This window comes from Fibrobacter sp. UWB3 (genome assembly GCF_002210405.1).
Classification (GTDB): domain Bacteria; phylum Fibrobacterota; class Fibrobacteria; order Fibrobacterales; family Fibrobacteraceae; genus Fibrobacter.
Window position 1 is genome coordinate 29,634 of record NZ_MWQJ01000007.1, and the last position, 16,367, is coordinate 46,000.

A 16,367-nucleotide genomic window follows, 5' to 3' on the forward strand; every position below is an offset into this window, starting at 1 on the left:
TATTCAAAGTATGTGTAAATGTTCTTTTTGCGGTTCAGAAGTCGAGTCCCTCAGAATTGTCAATCTTGATCTGAGGATTTGCCCGAAGTGTTATTCCATCTATTTCCCGTGCAACCAGACGTTTGCCTTTTACGGCGGACTCTCGGACAAGACGCGCGAATTGTGGCTCAATGACTTGAACAAGAAAAACGTGCAGGACCCGCCCTGCGAAAATCCGGTGTGCATCGATCACGGTCAGCCGCTTGTGAAAGGCAAGCTCCCGCATTACGGTTTCGATGGCTACGTGACGACTTGCTGCGAAACGTTCCATATGCCGCCTTCGACGGTGAAACAGCTTTTGCAGTGGTCTTTGGACATCAAGGCGGCTCCGCAGGCAAAAGAAGGCAAGCATCACTTCTTCTTTATCCATTGGATTGATTCGCTTGTGAACAAGGTCTTTGGTGAAAAGCCTGTGGAAGAAGATCCGCTGGATTACATTCAGTACAATAGAACTTTAAGGAAATTTTTTGAGTAAATGAAAAAATCATATACGATTTTAGCAATCATTGCGATTATTGTTGTTGCCATCTATGTAATGCTTCCGAAAGAGCGATTTGCTGAAACGGTGTTTCCACTAGGGGATGGTGCAAAAGTATCTGCATTTGACGACAATGCAGCCGGGGGAACGTCTGTTGTCCAGTTCAAGTCGATTGATTCCTTGGCTTTGTTCCAGTGTGCACTGGGGACTGATGAAAAGAAACCGACTTGGTGTGGACTTGTATTTGACTTTGATCCGGCAGGCGAAAAGAAATTCCACAACTGGAAGAATGTCGATACGCTTTATATGGACCTTGATATCGCCGGGACAGATGAAATCCTTGTGAAAGTCTGGACGTATGACCCGGATGTGACGGACATGCAAAAGTCGAATACGTTCAAGATGTTGCTGAAAGAAGTCCCTGTGAAAACGGGGCGCAACAAAATTGCTATTCCGTTTGAACATTTCTACATCCCGGACTTTTGGTATGACGATCTTGGTGTCAAGCGCTCGAAAAATCGTTTGCATCACGAAAGCGTTGCGCGTGTGGAAATTTCAGCAGGGTGGAAACAGCCTCGTGGAAAGAACTTTGTCGTAAATGTCCGAGAAATTTTTGCAAGCGGTATAAGCAATACGGCTTACGGAATTTTTTTGTTCATGATTCTTGGGCTTATGATCGTGGCGATTGGGCGTAGCCACCCTGTGAAGGAGTACGATGAAAAAAAGTAGGTGGATTGGAATTTCGATTTTCCTGGTCCTGCTGATTGCTTGGGGCTTTTTCTATTCACGCTGTGGGGGAGTGGCGGTGGAGCTTTTCCCTGAGCGGACGTTTGAAGTTTTTCCGTTGAACGATAGCGCTGTTGGAGGATTTTCGACAAGCGAAGTCCAATTGACGGATACGCTCTTAACCTCTTCTGTGGTCATCCATTCGGGCAAGGCGTTTACGTATGCGGGCGTTGGCTTTAACTTGAAGTCTGTGGACAAACGGCCTGCCGGAGTTTTTGACCTGACGAAGTTCGATTCCATGGAAGTGCATGTTGCTTCGAAACGCATGAATTCCATGAAACTCCGCATTTTGACGGATGACCCGGTCTATACGCGGAATGGAGATTATGCGAACCTTCGCGTTCTGGAAAAGGAAATCCCGTCGGCGCCCTACTTGCTGATGGGAGGCTCAAAAGAACGCTTTGCGGTGAGTAAAATTTCGCTCAGTGAATTTCGAGTTCCGGAATGGTGGCTCTCGCAGCAGGGACTTGAAGAAGATGATGGCAAAACGTACTTGAACCGTGCCGCCTTCTTTGAAATTGTAAGTGGCGCTTCGACGCTTCGTGGCATTCCGGATGAAATGGAAATCCGCTATGTGCGACTCTGGGGTGCAAATGAAGGCCAAAAGAAAACGATGTATATCGTACTCGGTGCCATTTTGCTTGGGCTTGTGCTATTTTTAGTATGTTCTGCGAAACTATGCAGGAGGGAAAATGCAAAGAAATTGGACGCTTGATAGGGTGATGCGCTATGTGCTGATTGCTGTTGCAGTAGCGGTTTCTCTTGTTGTACTGAATTACTTGAGCGGAGTCTTGTTCCCGTTTTTTGCGGCGTTCTTGATTGCCTACATCATGGACCCGCTTGTCTGTAGATTGCAAATAAAATTCCGCTATCGTGTTATTGCTGTTGTACTTGTTCTTTTGGGAGCCGCAATTATTATTGGCGGTTGTATGTATTTCTTTATTCCAAAAGTCGTGCATGAAGTTCAATACTTAGGGACGCTTATTTCTCGAATCTTTACGGACTCCACCTGGAGTGATCGAATCATGACGTTCTTGCCTGCAGATACGTGGGCCTCCGTGAAGACGATGATTTCTTGGAATAGCATTGCCGAGGCGATGGAATCGCTTGATGTGTGGAGCGTGGTGCAGACGGTCTCTGACCGCATTCTTCCGGGCGCTTGGGATATTCTCTCGAAGACATCTACGATTGTTATGGGCATCTCCAGTGCAGCAGTCGTGTTCATGTACCTTGTCTTCATTATGCTTGATATGCATAAAATCAGAAAAGGCATTCGCCGCTTGATTCCGCGTCGCTATCGTCGTGAAGCGGGTGAGTTTGCAAGCTCGACAGACCAGTTCATGGGTACGTACTTCCGTGCTCAATCGATGGTTGCTTTTACGGTTGGCGTTTTGTATGCAATTGGTTTTAGCGTGATGGGACTCCCGATGGGCATGGCGTTTGGACTTTTCTCCGGGGCGTTGAACATGATCCCTTACATGCAACTCACGACCATTCCGCTCGCCTTACTACTGGCGGTGGTTTACGCTCTAGACAAGGGCATGCCGTTCTGGGAAGTGGCTCTGATTATCCTCACGATTTACCTTGTCGTGCAGATTATTCAGGACTTCTTTTTGGTGCCGCACATTGTGGGTAAGTCCATGAATTTGCCGCCGGTGGGGATCCTTTTATCTCTCTCGATTTGGGGCAAGTTGCTTGGCTTTTTGGGACTTTTGGTGGCGATTCCCTTCACGTGTATTTGCCTTGTCTATGTAGAGAAATTAAGGACTAGAGCCGACCAGTACGTAGAAGATGCGGGCAGACTGGCTCCTAAGGCTTGATTTTATGCGGTTTTAAAAACTTTTTTCAATAAAAAACCATCTTATCTAAGAAAAAAAAAGTATAATATTACCAAACAATTCACAAATCTGACTCAAGGAGTTATAAAATGAACAAACAAGATCTCATTGAAGCCGTGCTCGCTAACAAGGAAGCTGGCATTGAATCCAAGGCTGCTGCTGCTCGCGCAATCGACGCAGTTCTCGACGGCATTGCTGCTGGCATCAAGAAGGACGGCAACGTTCAGCTCATCGGTTTCGGTACTTTCACTGTGAAGTCCCGCGCTGCACGTACTGGCCGCAACCCGCAGACTGGTGCTACCATCAAGATCAAGGCTTCCAAGACTGTCGGCTTCAAGGCTGGTGCAGCTCTCAAGGAAACCGCTGCTAAGAACAAGCCGGCTAAGAAGTAATTTCTGAGCTAGATTTGCTTTTTGCAAAGGTTGGGTCGCTTTAGGGCGGCCCTTTTTATTTTGATAGAAATTTTTTTGCGATGAGTTTATTATATTGACGGATAACAACTTAGAGGTTTTATATGGGACGCAAAATTCTTGTTTCGATTTTCGCCACTGCTGCTTTTTGCCTTATGGCATGTTCTTCTAATTCTGGTACGAATACTCCGGATGAATGCTTGGATGATCCGAGCCTTCCGATTTGTCAGGACAATCCGCAGCCGGATGATCTTGATGATTCTGTGGATGAAGACTTATAAAATAGTCGTTTTTTGTAACCCGCTATTGAAAGGATTTATCACTTATTCTATATTTGCACAAGTTTAAGTCTTTGCGAAATAGGAAAGTGATGAACGTGATTACAAAAAATGTAATGTACACCTGTGACATGCACGATGTTGCGCCGTTCGCTGGTTTTTCTATTTCCATTTTTGATTTTAAAGATGCTGAGCCTTTTGGTTCAGCTTTTTTGTTTTTTAATAAATAATTAGTCAACGGAGATAAACAAAATGAAGATTGAAGGCATCGACAAAGTCCTTATCATCGGTTCTGGCCCGATCGTGATCGGTCAGGCTTGCGAATTCGACTATTCCGGCACCCAGGCTTGCAAGGCCCTGCGCGAACAGGGTTACAAGATTGTGCTCGTGAACTCTAACCCGGCTACCATCATGACCGACCCGGTCATGGCCGATGCCACCTACATCGAACCGCTGAACGTCGCCCGTCTCACCCAGATTATCGAAAAGGAACGCCCGCAGGCACTCCTCCCGAACTTGGGCGGTCAGACCGGCCTGAACCTCGCCTCAGCACTCAGCAAGGCTGGCGTGCTGGACAAGTACGGCGTGAAGGTCATCGGTGTGAACCTCGACGCTATCGAACGCGGCGAAGACCGTGAAATTTTCAAGGAAACCATGCAGAAGCTCGGTATCGACACCCCGCGCTCCGGCATTTGCCACTCCGTGGAAGAAGCCGAAAAGATCGTTGCTGAAATCGGCTACCCGGTCGTGGTTCGCCCGGCATACACCATGGGCGGTGCAGGCGGCGGTTTCTGCTACAACGTGGAAGAACTCCGCACCATTTGCTCTAACGGTCTTGAACTCTCCATGACGCACCAGTGCCTCATCGAAGAATCCATCCTCGGTTGGGAAGAACTCGAAGTCGAAGTGGTTCGCGATTCCAAGAACCAGATGATCGCCATCTGCTTCATCGAAAACATCGACCCGGTGGGCGTGCATACCGGCGACTCCTTCTGCGCAGCCCCGTTCCTCACCATCGACAAGAAGCTCGAAGAAGAACTGAAGGAAAAGGCCTTCAAGATTGTGGAATCCATCGGCGTGATTGGCGGTACCAACGTGCAGTTCGCTCACGACCCGAAGACCGGCCGCGTGGTGATTATCGAAATCAACCCGCGTACCAGCCGCTCTTCCGCCCTTGCTTCCAAGGCTACCGGCTTCCCGATCGCCCTCATTTCTGCAAAGCTCGCCGCAGGCCTCACCCTCGACCAGATTCCGTACTGGCGCGATGGAAGCCTCGAAAAGTACACCCCGAGCGGTGACTACGTTGTGCTCAAGTTCGCTCGCTGGGCATTCGAAAAGTTCCGCGGCGTCGATGACTGCCTCGGCACCCAGATGAAGGCCGTGGGCGAAGTCATGGCTATCGGCAAGACCTACAAGGAAACCCTCCAGAAGGCTATCCGCGGTCTCGAAAATGGTCGTTCCGGCCTCGGCTTTGCGAAGGACTTCAACAAGAAGAGCAAGGAAGAACTCCTTGAAATGATGAAGACCCCGAGCTCCGAACGCCACTTCCAGATGTACGAAGCCATCCGTAAGGGCGCTACCGACGAAGAAATCTTCGCCGCCACCTACGAAAAGGCCTACTTCGTGCAGCAGATGCGCGAACTCGTGGAACTCGAAGAAGAAATGCTCAAGACTCCGGGCCGCCTGCCTGCCGACGAACTCCTCGTCAAGGCCAAGAAGGACGGCTTCAGCGACAAGTACATTGCCAAGATTCTTGGCATCCGCGAAAAGGACGTGCGCAAGAAGCGTACCGAACTCGGCGTGGTGGAAGGCTGGTGCGCAGTGCCGGTGAGCGGTGTGGAAAACCAGTTCTACTACTACAGCACCTACAACTGCAAGGACGAATCTACCGCTTCCAACAATCCGAAGAAGATCATGATTCTCGGCGGTGGCCCGAACAGAATCGGCCAGGGCATCGAATTCGACTACTGCTGCTGCCACGCAGCAATGGCTCTCCGCGAAATGGGTTACGAAACCATCATGGTGAACTGCAACCCGGAAACGGTTTCTACCGACTACGATACTTCCGACAAGCTGTACTTCGAACCGGTCAGCCTCGAAGACGTTCTCCAGATTTACCACAAGGAAAAGCCGGCTGGCGTGATCGTGCAGTTCGGTGGCCAGACTCCGCTGAACATTGCCCGCGCCCTCTCCGACGAAGGCGTCAAGATTCTCGGTACGAGCATTGACTCCATCGACATCGCCGAAGACCGCGACCTGTTCCGCAAGATGATGGACCAGCTCGGCATCCCGATGCCGGAAAGCGGCATGGCTACGAACATCGATGAAGCCCTCGCTTGCGTCAAGCAGATCGGTGGCTACCCGGTGATGATCCGCCCGAGCTTCGTGCTTGGCGGCCGCGGCATGGAAGTCATCTACGACGAGAACATGCTCCGCGAATACGTGGCCAAGGCTGTCGGCGTGACCCCGGATCGTCCGCTCCTCATCGACCGCTTCCTCCACAACGCTCTCGAATGCGAAGCCGACGCCCTCTCTGACGGCGAACACGTTTACATCCCGTCCGTGATGGAACACGTGGAACTTGCCGGTGTCCACTCCGGTGACTCCGCCTGCATCATCCCGCCGGTGACCATCACCAAGGAAAACTTGGCAACCATCAAGGATTACACCCGCAAGATTGCTGAAGCCCTCCACGTTTGCGGCCTCATGAACATGCAGTACGCCATCGAAGACGGCAAGGTGTTCGTCCTCGAAGCCAACCCGCGCGCCTCCCGCACGGTGCCTCTGGTCTCCAAGGTTTGTAACACGCAGATGGCCCGCCTCGCGACCCGCCTCATGCTCGGCGCGAAGCTCGAAGACCTCAAGCTCAAGGACAAGAAGTTTAACCACCACGGTGCCAAGGAAGCTGTGTTCCCGTTCGACAAGTTCCCGAAGGTGGACCCGGTTCTCGGCCCTGAAATGCGCTCCACGGGTGAAGTGCTCGGCCTCTCCGACGACTACGCTCTCGCTTACTACAAGAGCCAGGAAGCCGCAGGCTCCTTCCTCCCGAACGAAGGTGCCGTGCTGATTAGCTTGTCTGATAAGGTGAACCTCTCCGAACAGGCCATCGAAATCGGTAAGGAATTCCAGAAGCTCGGCTTCAAGATCTACGCTACCGAAGGTACCGCCAAGTTCTACGAAGCAGCCGGTGTCAAGTGCGAAGTCGTGAACAAGATTGCTGAGGGCCGCCCGAACGTTCTCGATATCATCCTGAACAAGCAGGTGAACCTCATCATCAACACGCCGTGGGCAAAGCGCGACGCCATCAAGGACGAAAGCGCTATCCGCAAGGCCGCCATCAAGTACAAGGTGCCTTACATCACGACGCTCGCCGGTGCCTACAACACCGTCAAGGGCATCGCCGCCGCTCGTAATGGCCACGGCGCTGTGAAGAGCCTTCAGGAATATCACGCCTCTATCGAGGAAGTTTAACGCCTAAAGTGTTACCCCGGGCCTGTGCCGGGGTCGCCTTTAAAAACGTATCAAAACATTCAAAGGACTGCATCTCTGCAGTCCTTTTTTGTACATCATCTATCCTAATTTACCACTCATCTCTTTTATCTATATTTTGTGCGAATTAGCAATTGATATTTAGTATTTTAATCCAATGTCCTTGTTTTCTCGTATTTTTTCTTTGTTGGTGTTCCTTGCTGCATTTGCGGGAGCGGTTGAAGTGCAGGTCATTGAAGGCGATAGCCGTGGCCCACGAGACCTTTCGGCGAAAAAGCTGAAGGCTATGGCGACGGTCTATTTGGCGGAATTGGGCTATGTTCCCAGCCATCATATTGAAAAGGTTGGGGTTTCTTTTTCATCAACGAACCCTGTGATGCATCATATACAGATGAAAAAGTTCTTGGCAGATGGTCAAATCGAAACGGATTCTTCTGTGGTCGCGGAAGTGGATGACGTTGACAACGCCGTGGAAACCATGCTCAAGATGTCTTTGGGAAAGGCGTCAAAGATTTACAAAGGCGAAAAACCGGACGAAGTATATTTTATGGATCCCGTATTTGTAGATGTTGAAGACCGTAAGGCGAATCTTGCAACTCAAAGGGCGGAATCGGCTCTTGGGGTGCTTGGGTATAAGCTTTCCGAAAACAGCAACAAGGTCAATGTCCAGCTGTTCCTGATAAAATTGAAAGATTATTACTGGGCGGGGATGGTACGCTTGCACGGTTCCAAAGTCGTCAAGGGCGTTCATAAAAAGTTCTCGCAAGACGAAAATCTGCAATCCGTTGTTTATTCGTTGACGTGTTTGGTCATGAATCAGGATGTGGAGCCCGATAGCCCCAATACCGAAGTGGTGGATTACTCCAATACCCATGAGGCTCGGTGCCGCGCTACAGAATCTGCGAGTACTGCCGGTGGCGTCTTTGCGGGGATTGCTGCCGATCTGTTGTGCTATCTTTCTGATTATGTTGGATTGGAGGTTGCGGCTGGTAGCAAGGATCTTTATGGTAAATGGTATCCGAATATGCGTTTCGCTTTTGTGTGGGGCTTTTCGGATCATCACTCATGGCTTTGGGAACTGGATTATGCGGGCACTATGGGACAGACCCAATCTAGATGGGCGTTTGAATCGGTCCATAGATTCTCGCAGCGTAAGGGGCTCTTTGTCGATATCGTTTGGGGTGGCGCTTATGATAGATCGTATAAAGGTTGGTTCTTGGGTGGCGATATCGGGTATAACCTTTTAGCGTCTAGTTCCAAGTCTCATTGGCTTTCGTTGATGTTGCGCTACGATTGGACCTTGGGAAAGTCTTTTTCGAATTCTGGCCGAGTTTCGGTCAACTTGGTTTACGACCTTCGCGGTTATTACAGCGATTGACGTAAAGGCGTTTGATCCCCTACATCTTGGCGACTCCCTCTATTATCTATATTTCTGCTGTGCAGATTTGTCCGATAGGTACATTTTACGGTGATGCCGTTTACAAGTACGATGCACCCCGACAGGGGCGCCTTTTTGCTGGGCATCCTGGCCGCATTGTGCTGAAGCCGGGGATGAATTTCGAAACAGCCCTCCGTGATTTGGATGGCTTTGAACGCATCTGGGTGATTTTCCAGTTCCATGAAAATGAAGGCTGGCGTCCGACAACGCGCCCTCCTGTACCGCCCAAGGGCAAAGATCGCGTAGGCACTTTTGCTAGCCGCAGTCCATATCGCCCAAATCCGATTGGTCTTAGTTGCGTGCGACTCCTGAAAGTCGAAGGGCTGACGCTTTATGTCGATGAGGCTGACTTGCTGAACGGAACGCCCGTGCTTGACATCAAGCCGTACATCCCGATGGCGGATGCGTTTCCGGATGCTAAAGCAGGCTGGGTCGAAGAGCAAGTGGGGGAGCTGTGGACGGTCGAAATGTCTACCGAGTTTGCCGAACAAAATCGCTGGATTGCAGAACGTAGCGCTTTTGATTTGGAAAGCTTTGCTCATGTGCAACTTTCTCGTGGAAATTTTTCGAAAGATGTTTTTGACAGTTCACGCCGTCGCTTGACAGTCGATGAAAATTCCAAAATGGGCGTGCTCGCTTATCGAACGTTCCGCATTCACTTTCGCTATGATGATGCGAATCGCAAAGTCTTGCTTTTGCGTATTTCGAGTGGCTATTCCGAGGCTGATTTAACCCCCGGTGCCGAAGACAAGTACGGTGATAAACAACTTCACCGAGACTTTCTCAAGATCTTTTAATAGATTCTTGTCTAATTGAATTTGTTATATTTTGCTCAAATTAAACGTTTCTTGTCAGAAATATGAAGAATAAACTTATTGCGATATTTACTTTGTGCATTGCAACATTTGCTTGCGCCCAGTCTGTCCCTACAATCGGCAAATATGCCCCGCGTGAACATCGTGGATTCTACAATAGCACCTCCTTTGGTACGGCCTATAACTGGTTCTACAACAGCCTTGACGATACTGGTAAATACAATGATCGTCAACGCCATGATGTTGAATATTATGAGTTTAGCGGCGGTTCTTTTGCTCTCGGTGAATTTAAGTTCGGTGTCGCCATTGCTGATTTGGTAGCTTTCCATACTGTTTTTAATGTCGGATTCTTTATGGGAACGGTAGATTATTTCAATGAGAGATATCATGAACGCTGCACGGAAGTTGGATGTATCAATGTTCCTGAAATAGAAAATGTAGATATTCCGACTTCTAACGATGCATACAACTTTAGAACGTATTTTGGCTTTGGCGCAACCTTCTATCCGATTCGCGACAAGAATTCGCCAATGAATGGATTCTTTGTTGGTGGCTCGTTGGGATACACCTTGTTTGTGGCTGTGATAAATGGTGGTCATGATAGTGCTACCGGAAATGGCGGATTTGGTTTTGAATTGGAAACGGGCAAGGAATGGTGGATTAATGACCACTATGCGATTGGCTTTGGAATAGGCTTTGCTCATAGCAGCTTGGTTTGGGAAACCGTCAAATCCCATAGGTCCGATAATGTTCTGTCGCTTTCGTTCCGTATGACGCGTGGTTAATTGACAATGAAGATATTTAAAGTATTGATCGTTGCGTTAATGGCTGCGTCGGTAGCTTGGGCTCAAATCCCAGAAGAGAATAAGCCTGCGGTTCCCTGTGAACATCGCGGCAGTTTTTTTAGCGTAGGCCTTGGTTTATCTTACATGAGCTTGTCCAAAGACGAATATAATTCTCATCGTGATGAAAAAGGCGATTGGGATAAAACTTTGGGTAGATATGTTGTAAAAAGTGTTAGATATTGGGGCCCGAAAAAACATTGGGATTTTAGTGGCTTCGAATTTCCTTCGCTAGATTTTAGATTTGGCGGTGCTATTGGAAATGTAGTCTCCTTGTACTTTACGTTTATGGGCGGCCTTTACAGGGGTACTGCGATACGCGAAGAAAATAATATCGAACAACATTATATCGCCGATGAAAATGGCGAATTGATTTTCCAGTCAGAAAGTAGCGAATCTTATTATAAGCGTGAATTCGATGCGGTTGCTGCTTATGGCTGGTTTGGTGCCGGTTTCTCTGTTTATCCGTTCCGCAATCCGTCTTCGCAGTTGAGGGGACTTTATTTTGGGTTCTCCGGCGGGCTTGATATTTTAGGTGTCCGTGTAGAAGACAACTTCGATGATGTGGTGACGGAAAGTTACTTCTTGCGCTATGAAGTGGGTAAGGATTGGTGGGTGAGTGAAACCTGGTTGATTGGCGTTGCGCTCGCTTTTACGAGTGTTATCGGATTTGAAGATGATTACTATGGTAGCGATGGTGGCGGCCGCAAATCGTTTACGCTCTTGTTCCGCCTAACTCGCGGATAAAAAACGTATTTACTCCGTTGACAAGCAAGCTTGTGATAGCCTCATCGCTGCCCATTTTACGTTTGTCTTTAATATTGCGTCCAAAAGTTTTGTGCCAGTCGAAGCTGTCGGGCACGAGCCAGTCGAAAGCGGGCCAAGGCTTAATGAATCCTGGCGGCAGCAATTTGTAGAGCTTTTCTGAATTGATGCTGATATCTCCCACGCGTGGAGGCATCGGACCGCCTTCAATTCGCGGCACTCCGTGGAGGAGTTCGGCGGGGTAGCCGCCAACGGCATTTACGATTTGGCCGACATTGTAGAGTGAAACGCGACGTGGACCGCCGCAGTTGTAAATGCCTGCGGGAAATTTATGTTCCAGGATGTATTGTACGGTGCGGCAAAGGTCCGGACCCGAAAGCGGATTGCGGTATTCGTCGGTGAACAAGGTCGCCGGGCGACCGGGGCGGAACCGGTACGTAATCCAGTCAATAGCGCCGGCGCATCCGCCGGGCGCGTAGTCCATCGGAAGCGGCACGCGTAAAATCACGACGTCAGGCTTGATGGCGGTAATTGCATCTTCGGCTTCGGCCTGGTGCTTGCCGTAATTGTGGATGGGGTCTTTCGGGTCGGTTTCGACGTATGGGCGGTTTGGCTTTGTCTTCTCGTCACCGCTAAAGACCATGTCGGCTGAAATGCGGATAAGTGTCGCGTTATAGCGGGCCGCAAGCGTGGCTGCGTCGACTCCTTGGCTGTAATTCAAAAGCCTGCTGCGGGCGGGGTCGCATTCGCAAGCTTTGAGCGCGCAGTTTCCACTTGCGTCAATGACGGTCCCAAAGCGGAATTTCTTGAAAAGCTCGCCCAAGCGTTCGGTCTCTTCGGCATCTACGCCGAAGACATTTTCGCCAAAAACGCAAGGGTGTTTAATCGGCCGGATGCCAATAACGCCCGGCACGTTCTCGCGAACGGTCACGTTGCCGTACAGTTTATTGAAATGCCTAAAAAGCGCAAAGCCTGGAACGCCGTTCAGCCCGAGAATTAAGATCGGGAGGCGGATTGCGATAATTTCCACTTGAAATAGCCTGCGATTTGAAGCGGGTGATTGAATGTACCGTCGGCAACTTTTGCCTGAAATTCTTCGTCCGTGTACAGGAACGTCTCGATGTCTTCCGTGTCGTCAAAGCTCGTTTTGCCAAGGCGTTCCACGCCATCGATAAACACTACATGGAATTTTCCGCGATGCCTATCCGGATTTACCGGGAACGACCCGAGATACATTGTCACCCCGGCCTCAGTGCCGGGGGCGCCTTTTACCCCGTACCCGCATTCTTCCTGTAATTCGCGGATTGCCGCTTCTTTCGGCGTTTCGCCTTTGTCTATAATCCCTGCCGGAAACTCAAGCGCAATCTTTCCCGTCCCGTGGCGGTACTGTTCCGTCATGACCCACTTGCCTTCCTTTGTGCGTGCAAGAATCAAAACCCAGTCGGGTTGCCATAACGTATAAAAATCATCGATGACCTTGCCGTTTGGCAGTTCGCATGTTTCCTTTGCGACCTTCAGCCACGGCGCATCCACCAAAAATTCAGAATCCAACAATTTCCACGGTTTCATACCCCAAATTTAGAAAATACAATGTCATGCCCGCCAGAGCCTGTGCTGAGCGCAGTCGAAGTAAGCGGGCGCCACCCTCTCGTTATGCATCGTCATCTTGAGCGAACCCCGGCTTTGTCATTCCCCACTTGATGGGGAATCTCCTTTTCGTCTCTGATTCATCTACATCTACTACTGATTCATTAAATTTTAAAAATTTTCGAAATTTATAAAATTTGCGTATTTCTGCAAAAAATCAAGAATTTTGTATCATCTTGCCTATTGCGAGGTGTATACAAATGACGTATATTTGAGTTTGTAAGGAGGTTAAAACATGAAACCGATAACCGAATATCAAGATTACCGAAAGTACATGCTTGATTATTTCGACTGGCGAAAGAGAAGTTCTGCGTTTTCGTGGCGCGAATTTTCCAAAATCGCCGGGTTCTCGTCGCCATCGTACTTGAAACTTGTATGCGATGGCAAGAGCTCGCTGAGCCGCGTGGGCGTCCCGCTTGTGGCTGCTGCGATGGGGCTGAATGAATTTGAATGCGAGTATTTCAAGCTCATGGTTGAATTCACGAATGCCAAAGACGATGACAAGAAAAAAGAGGCGTTCCTCAAGATGAAGGGGCTTGCAAGTGAACAGCATGCTCGAGTGTTGAATGCGGATGCATTTGATTATTATGAATCGGCGGTGAATTCTGTTGTTCGTGAACTTGCGCCGTTGATGCCTGGCGCGCTTCCAGGTGAAATTGTCAAAAAAATCAAGCATACGTTTACGGCGCAGCAAGTCCGCGATTCGCTAAAGCTTTTGGTGAAACTCGATTTGCTCAAGGCGCTTGGTGAAAACGTTTATGAACAAACGGATAAAGTTATTACGGGTTCTGGAGAATCTCTAACGCTTGCTCTCCGCTCCATGAATGGTCAAATGATTGATCTTGCCCGCGAAGCTATCGAAAAAATCGCTCCGGGTGAACGTAACATCTCGGGTGTGACGATTGGCGTGGACGAAGCTACGGTAATACGCCTCTCCGAAGAGGTGGACCGTTTCCGCAAACAAGTTATTGCCATTGCTGGCGAATCCAAAAAAATCAACCAAGTTTATCGTTTAAATTTACAGCTTTTCCCGCTGTCGGAAAAAGTATAAGGAGGAAACCATGAATATCAAAAAAATCATTCCGCTTTCGCTCGCAGCCATGAGCGTGATGGGCGCCTTTACCGCTTGTTCCGATAATAAGGTGGTGGGGGCTGATGAACAAACGAACACGATGGCTGAACTCTCTAGTTCGTCTGTAGAGCCTGGGTCATCGAATTCTCTAATTGTACTTTCGTACCTACGAGATGAAGGGACTGTGGCCGCTCTTACAAGTGTTCGTAAAGGAACTGCGGTGACTTATAGTCATATAGCAGGAGAAACCGGTTATCAGACAGATTCGGTTACTGCTCATGAATCCTTTGACAGGGCTGTTCAATCAATCCTTAATATCGATCCTACCGTACGTCTTATAGATGAAAAAATTCCCAGTGATTATAGTACATATAAAATGAATCGGCAAACCTACATGGCAATGAAGGATGAGGATGGTTTGGTCCATGGCGATATTTTGTTTAGACATGGCTATGAGTCTTTTCCTGAAATTGGAATAGATGTTAGCTGTGGAATTAATTATGTTGATATAGATGGAAACTACGTGCAAATGAGTAACGAAGATTATTTCAACAGCTATTTTCTCGATAACCATTTTAGTTTTATGCCTCGTTATGAAGTTCACTTTAACGGAAAAGATCATAAATTCTATAAAGACCTTACTGCTATAAAATATTTGCTATCGGTTGATTCTACTGTCAGAGAAGAATTCAGAATGGATTGTGCTCTCGAAAATGGTGAACTTGTTGAGGATGACGGTCTTCAAATGACATGTCATGCCAATGCCGAATTGAAGGACGGCGTTCAAACTTACACAGATCCTTATTGGAAAAAGTATGCTACGTATATGATTGAAAGTTGCGTTTTAGCTCGAAGCATCGATGATTTTATTCAGTTCTTTTAAAATTTTTATATAAAGAAAAAAGCTCCCGCTCGTGAGAGCGGGAGCTATTTATTAATCCTTTAGGATCAAGACGATGCGAAGCATCGTCTTTAACAACCACCCGCATGCGGGTGAGATTGAAGCTTCAGCACTAACGAATGAATGAAAAAGGATGTCCCCAAAATTGATAATGTTTAGTTGTTCAAGCCGACACTATCAACAGGAGACATCCCAAAATGGCAGAAAGTCTAGCGCACAAAAAATATGTGTGCAAATATCATATAGTATTTACTCCTAAGTATCGCCGCAAAATAATCTATTATCAATTGCGGGCCGATATACGTGAAATTATAAAAGATTTGTGTAAATGGAAAGGAGTGACAATTATAGAAGGTCATTTAATGAGCGACCATGTCCATCTTCTTCTCTCAATACCGCCTAAATATGCGGTGTCAGACATTATGGGCTATCTAAAAGGCAGATCGTCGATGATGATTTTTGAACGCCATGCAAATTTGAAGTACAAGTTTGGCAGCAAACACTTTTGGGCCACGGGGTACTATGTCAGTACGGTTGGATTAAATTCAGCGACTGTAGAAAAGTATATCCGCGATCAGGAAAAAGCTGACCAGATAGAAGATCGTTTAACAACCAAGGAATACGTCGACCCTTTTAAGGGTGGCCGGTAATCAGTCCACAAGGCTTGAACGAAGTGAAAGCAAGCGTCTTTTAGGCGCTCGGTAGTAATAAAGCCTTCTAGGCTCAGTGCAAACCACCCCTTTTAGGGGTGGTTTGTGATTTAACCGTATCAACCGAACAAGAAGCCCACTTCTATCGTAGTGGGGTTTCATTTGAATACAAACTTCTATGAATTTTTCAAAAAACATTTTTCTTTCGATTGTAACATTGAGTGTCATGGCGACATTCTGTGCTTGTTCCGATCTGGAAAATACAGCACCAGAAATGATGGTTGATATTTATAAAACTCAATCTGGTAAAGCGTATGCTATGGGAGGCGTAGGCAGTCAGAAATTTATTGATTCTGTTGATGCTCAAGAATCCTATAATAGATTGGTTCAGTCGTTTTTGGAAAATGGTTTTGTTGATTCTTGTATGTCTTGCGAACCGAGTCCGGCTGATAATCCTGATCTTGATCCGCTGTACTATTTTTCTTTTGTCTCGATGAAGGAAGAATCTGGTGTTGTGCATTTGCCTGTGGAAATGATAAGTTATGCTTCTTTAAAAGAATTTAGATGTAGTTTGAAGTTTGAACTTGAAAAAAAACAACCCGAATTGTATAAGCTTGGTGCGGTTGCTACTGCGGATGGAGTCGTCTTTTACAAGTCCTTGTACACTTACGATTTTGACGATGAGATGGAATTTAAGGCGGATTGTATTCTCGAAAACGGCTCTTATTCAGAATCTGCAGTAGGGTGGGTTGATCTTGATGATGGAACCTTTAGAGCGAATGCTGTTTGCAAAGTTTTTGCGAAAATGGATGTCTATTATGATCCATATTGGAAAAAATGGGTTTCAAAGCTTATTGATCATTGTAAAACCGAAGAGGAAGTCCTCTAAGAATTCCTTGAAAACGTAGAAGCCCGCTCC

Annotated in this window: 17 protein-coding genes; 15 read left to right on the top strand and 2 right to left on the bottom strand. The window is 47.8% G+C overall.

Annotated features, from left to right (window positions below):
• Nucleotides 1-10 precede the first annotated feature (10 nt).
• The 11 genes from B7991_RS09020 (at nt 11) to B7991_RS15130 (ending at nt 11,160) form a co-directional block, all read left to right on the top strand.
• Entirely contained in the window at nt 11-514 is a 504-nt protein-coding gene (locus B7991_RS09020) for a hypothetical protein (RefSeq protein WP_088630528.1), read from the top strand.
• Nucleotides 515-1,246, top strand: coding sequence for a CIA30 family protein (locus tag B7991_RS09025; RefSeq protein WP_088630529.1), 732 nt, complete (start codon nt 515-517; stop codon nt 1,244-1,246).
• Complete coding sequence (locus B7991_RS09030; RefSeq protein WP_088630530.1) at nt 1,233-2,018, top strand: hypothetical protein; 786 nt, start codon at nt 1,233-1,235, stop codon at nt 2,016-2,018. Before B7991_RS09025 ends, B7991_RS09030 begins: the two co-directional genes overlap by 14 nt.
• A complete protein-coding gene (locus B7991_RS09035) occupies nt 1,996-3,123 on the top strand; it encodes an AI-2E family transporter (protein WP_088630531.1) in 1,128 nt (375 codons plus the stop codon). The genes B7991_RS09030 and B7991_RS09035 overlap by 23 nt, the downstream gene beginning before the upstream one ends.
• Before the next feature lie 107 nt (nt 3,124-3,230).
• Nucleotides 3,231-3,533, top strand: a complete 303-nt coding sequence (locus B7991_RS09040; RefSeq protein ID WP_014545592.1) for an HU family DNA-binding protein — start codon at nt 3,231-3,233, stop codon at nt 3,531-3,533.
• A 122-nt stretch (nt 3,534-3,655) separates the two neighbouring features.
• A complete protein-coding gene (locus B7991_RS14850; RefSeq protein WP_176421789.1) occupies nt 3,656-3,832 on the top strand; it encodes a hypothetical protein in 177 nt (58 codons plus the stop codon).
• Between the two features lie 249 nt (nt 3,833-4,081).
• On the top strand, nt 4,082-7,300 hold the full coding sequence (gene carB / locus B7991_RS09045) for a carbamoyl-phosphate synthase large subunit (protein ID WP_088630532.1): 3,219 nt from the start codon (nt 4,082-4,084) through the stop codon (nt 7,298-7,300).
• 175 nt (nt 7,301-7,475) lie between these two features.
• Nucleotides 7,476-8,696: a hypothetical protein gene (locus tag B7991_RS09050; RefSeq protein ID WP_088630533.1), complete on the top strand. Its 1,221-nt coding sequence runs from the start codon at nt 7,476-7,478 to the stop codon at nt 8,694-8,696.
• Between the two features lie 59 nt (nt 8,697-8,755).
• Entirely contained in the window at nt 8,756-9,553 is a 798-nt protein-coding gene (tsaA, locus tag B7991_RS09055) for a tRNA (N6-threonylcarbamoyladenosine(37)-N6)-methyltransferase TrmO (protein WP_254917923.1), read from the top strand.
• Between the two features lie 62 nt (nt 9,554-9,615).
• Nucleotides 9,616-10,356, top strand: a complete 741-nt coding sequence (locus B7991_RS09060) for a hypothetical protein (RefSeq protein WP_088630534.1) — start codon at nt 9,616-9,618, stop codon at nt 10,354-10,356.
• A 330-nt stretch (nt 10,357-10,686) separates the two neighbouring features.
• Entirely contained in the window at nt 10,687-11,160 is a 474-nt protein-coding gene (locus B7991_RS15130; protein WP_254917915.1) for a hypothetical protein, read from the top strand.
• Here B7991_RS15130 and B7991_RS09070 read toward each other — a convergent pair.
• Nucleotides 11,129-12,208, bottom strand: coding sequence for a sugar nucleotide-binding protein (locus tag B7991_RS09070; protein WP_088630536.1), 1,080 nt, complete (start codon nt 12,206-12,208; stop codon nt 11,129-11,131). The genes B7991_RS15130 and B7991_RS09070 overlap by 32 nt on opposite strands.
• The gene (locus tag B7991_RS09075) at nt 12,175-12,747 is read right to left on the bottom strand and encodes an NUDIX hydrolase (RefSeq protein WP_088630537.1); all 573 of its coding nucleotides are present in this window, start codon (nt 12,745-12,747) and stop codon (nt 12,175-12,177) included. The genes B7991_RS09070 and B7991_RS09075 overlap by 34 nt, the downstream gene beginning before the upstream one ends.
• A gap of 313 nt (nt 12,748-13,060) precedes the next feature.
• On the opposite strand from B7991_RS09075, the gene B7991_RS09080 reads away from it, so the two are divergent.
• The 4 genes from B7991_RS09080 (at nt 13,061) to B7991_RS09095 (ending at nt 16,337) form a co-directional block, all read left to right on the top strand.
• Nucleotides 13,061-13,876 carry a TIGR02147 family protein gene (locus B7991_RS09080; protein WP_088630538.1) on the top strand — a complete coding sequence of 272 codons (816 nt, stop codon included), beginning with the start codon at nt 13,061-13,063 and terminating at the stop codon, nt 13,874-13,876.
• A gap of 10 nt (nt 13,877-13,886) precedes the next feature.
• Nucleotides 13,887-14,780, top strand: coding sequence for a hypothetical protein (locus tag B7991_RS09085; protein WP_088630539.1), 894 nt, complete (start codon nt 13,887-13,889; stop codon nt 14,778-14,780).
• Nucleotides 14,781-14,995: 215 nt separating this feature from the next.
• Nucleotides 14,996-15,448 carry an IS200/IS605 family transposase gene (gene tnpA, locus B7991_RS09090; protein WP_088630540.1) on the top strand — a complete coding sequence of 151 codons (453 nt, stop codon included), beginning with the start codon at nt 14,996-14,998 and terminating at the stop codon, nt 15,446-15,448.
• A 178-nt stretch (nt 15,449-15,626) separates the two neighbouring features.
• Nucleotides 15,627-16,337 carry a hypothetical protein gene (locus tag B7991_RS09095; protein ID WP_088630541.1) on the top strand — a complete coding sequence of 237 codons (711 nt, stop codon included), beginning with the start codon at nt 15,627-15,629 and terminating at the stop codon, nt 16,335-16,337.
• Nucleotides 16,338-16,367 lie beyond the last annotated feature (30 nt).

Bases quoted from the DNA above. Each gene is read 5' to 3' on its own strand.
- B7991_RS09020 (WP_088630528.1), top strand. From the start codon at position 11: ATGTGTAAATGTTCTTTTTGCGGTTCAGAAGTCGAGTCCCTCAGAATT.
- B7991_RS09025 (WP_088630529.1), top strand. From the start codon at position 515: ATGAAAAAATCATATACGATTTTAGCAATCATTGCGATTATTGTTGTT.
- B7991_RS09030 (WP_088630530.1), top strand. From the start codon at position 1,233: ATGAAAAAAAGTAGGTGGATTGGAATTTCGATTTTCCTGGTCCTGCTG.
- B7991_RS09035 (WP_088630531.1), top strand. From the start codon at position 1,996: ATGCAAAGAAATTGGACGCTTGATAGGGTGATGCGCTATGTGCTGATT.
- B7991_RS09040 (WP_014545592.1), top strand. From the start codon at position 3,231: ATGAACAAACAAGATCTCATTGAAGCCGTGCTCGCTAACAAGGAAGCT.
- B7991_RS14850 (WP_176421789.1), top strand. From the start codon at position 3,656: ATGGGACGCAAAATTCTTGTTTCGATTTTCGCCACTGCTGCTTTTTGC.
- carB (WP_088630532.1), top strand. From the start codon at position 4,082: ATGAAGATTGAAGGCATCGACAAAGTCCTTATCATCGGTTCTGGCCCG.
- B7991_RS09050 (WP_088630533.1), top strand. From the start codon at position 7,476: ATGTCCTTGTTTTCTCGTATTTTTTCTTTGTTGGTGTTCCTTGCTGCA.
- B7991_RS09060 (WP_088630534.1), top strand. From the start codon at position 9,616: ATGAAGAATAAACTTATTGCGATATTTACTTTGTGCATTGCAACATTT.
- B7991_RS09075 (WP_088630537.1), bottom strand. From the start codon at position 12,747: ATGAAACCGTGGAAATTGTTGGATTCTGAATTTTTGGTGGATGCGCCG.
- B7991_RS09080 (WP_088630538.1), top strand. From the start codon at position 13,061: ATGAAACCGATAACCGAATATCAAGATTACCGAAAGTACATGCTTGAT.
- B7991_RS09085 (WP_088630539.1), top strand. From the start codon at position 13,887: ATGAATATCAAAAAAATCATTCCGCTTTCGCTCGCAGCCATGAGCGTG.
- tnpA (WP_088630540.1), top strand. From the start codon at position 14,996: ATGGCAGAAAGTCTAGCGCACAAAAAATATGTGTGCAAATATCATATA.
- B7991_RS09095 (WP_088630541.1), top strand. From the start codon at position 15,627: ATGAATTTTTCAAAAAACATTTTTCTTTCGATTGTAACATTGAGTGTC.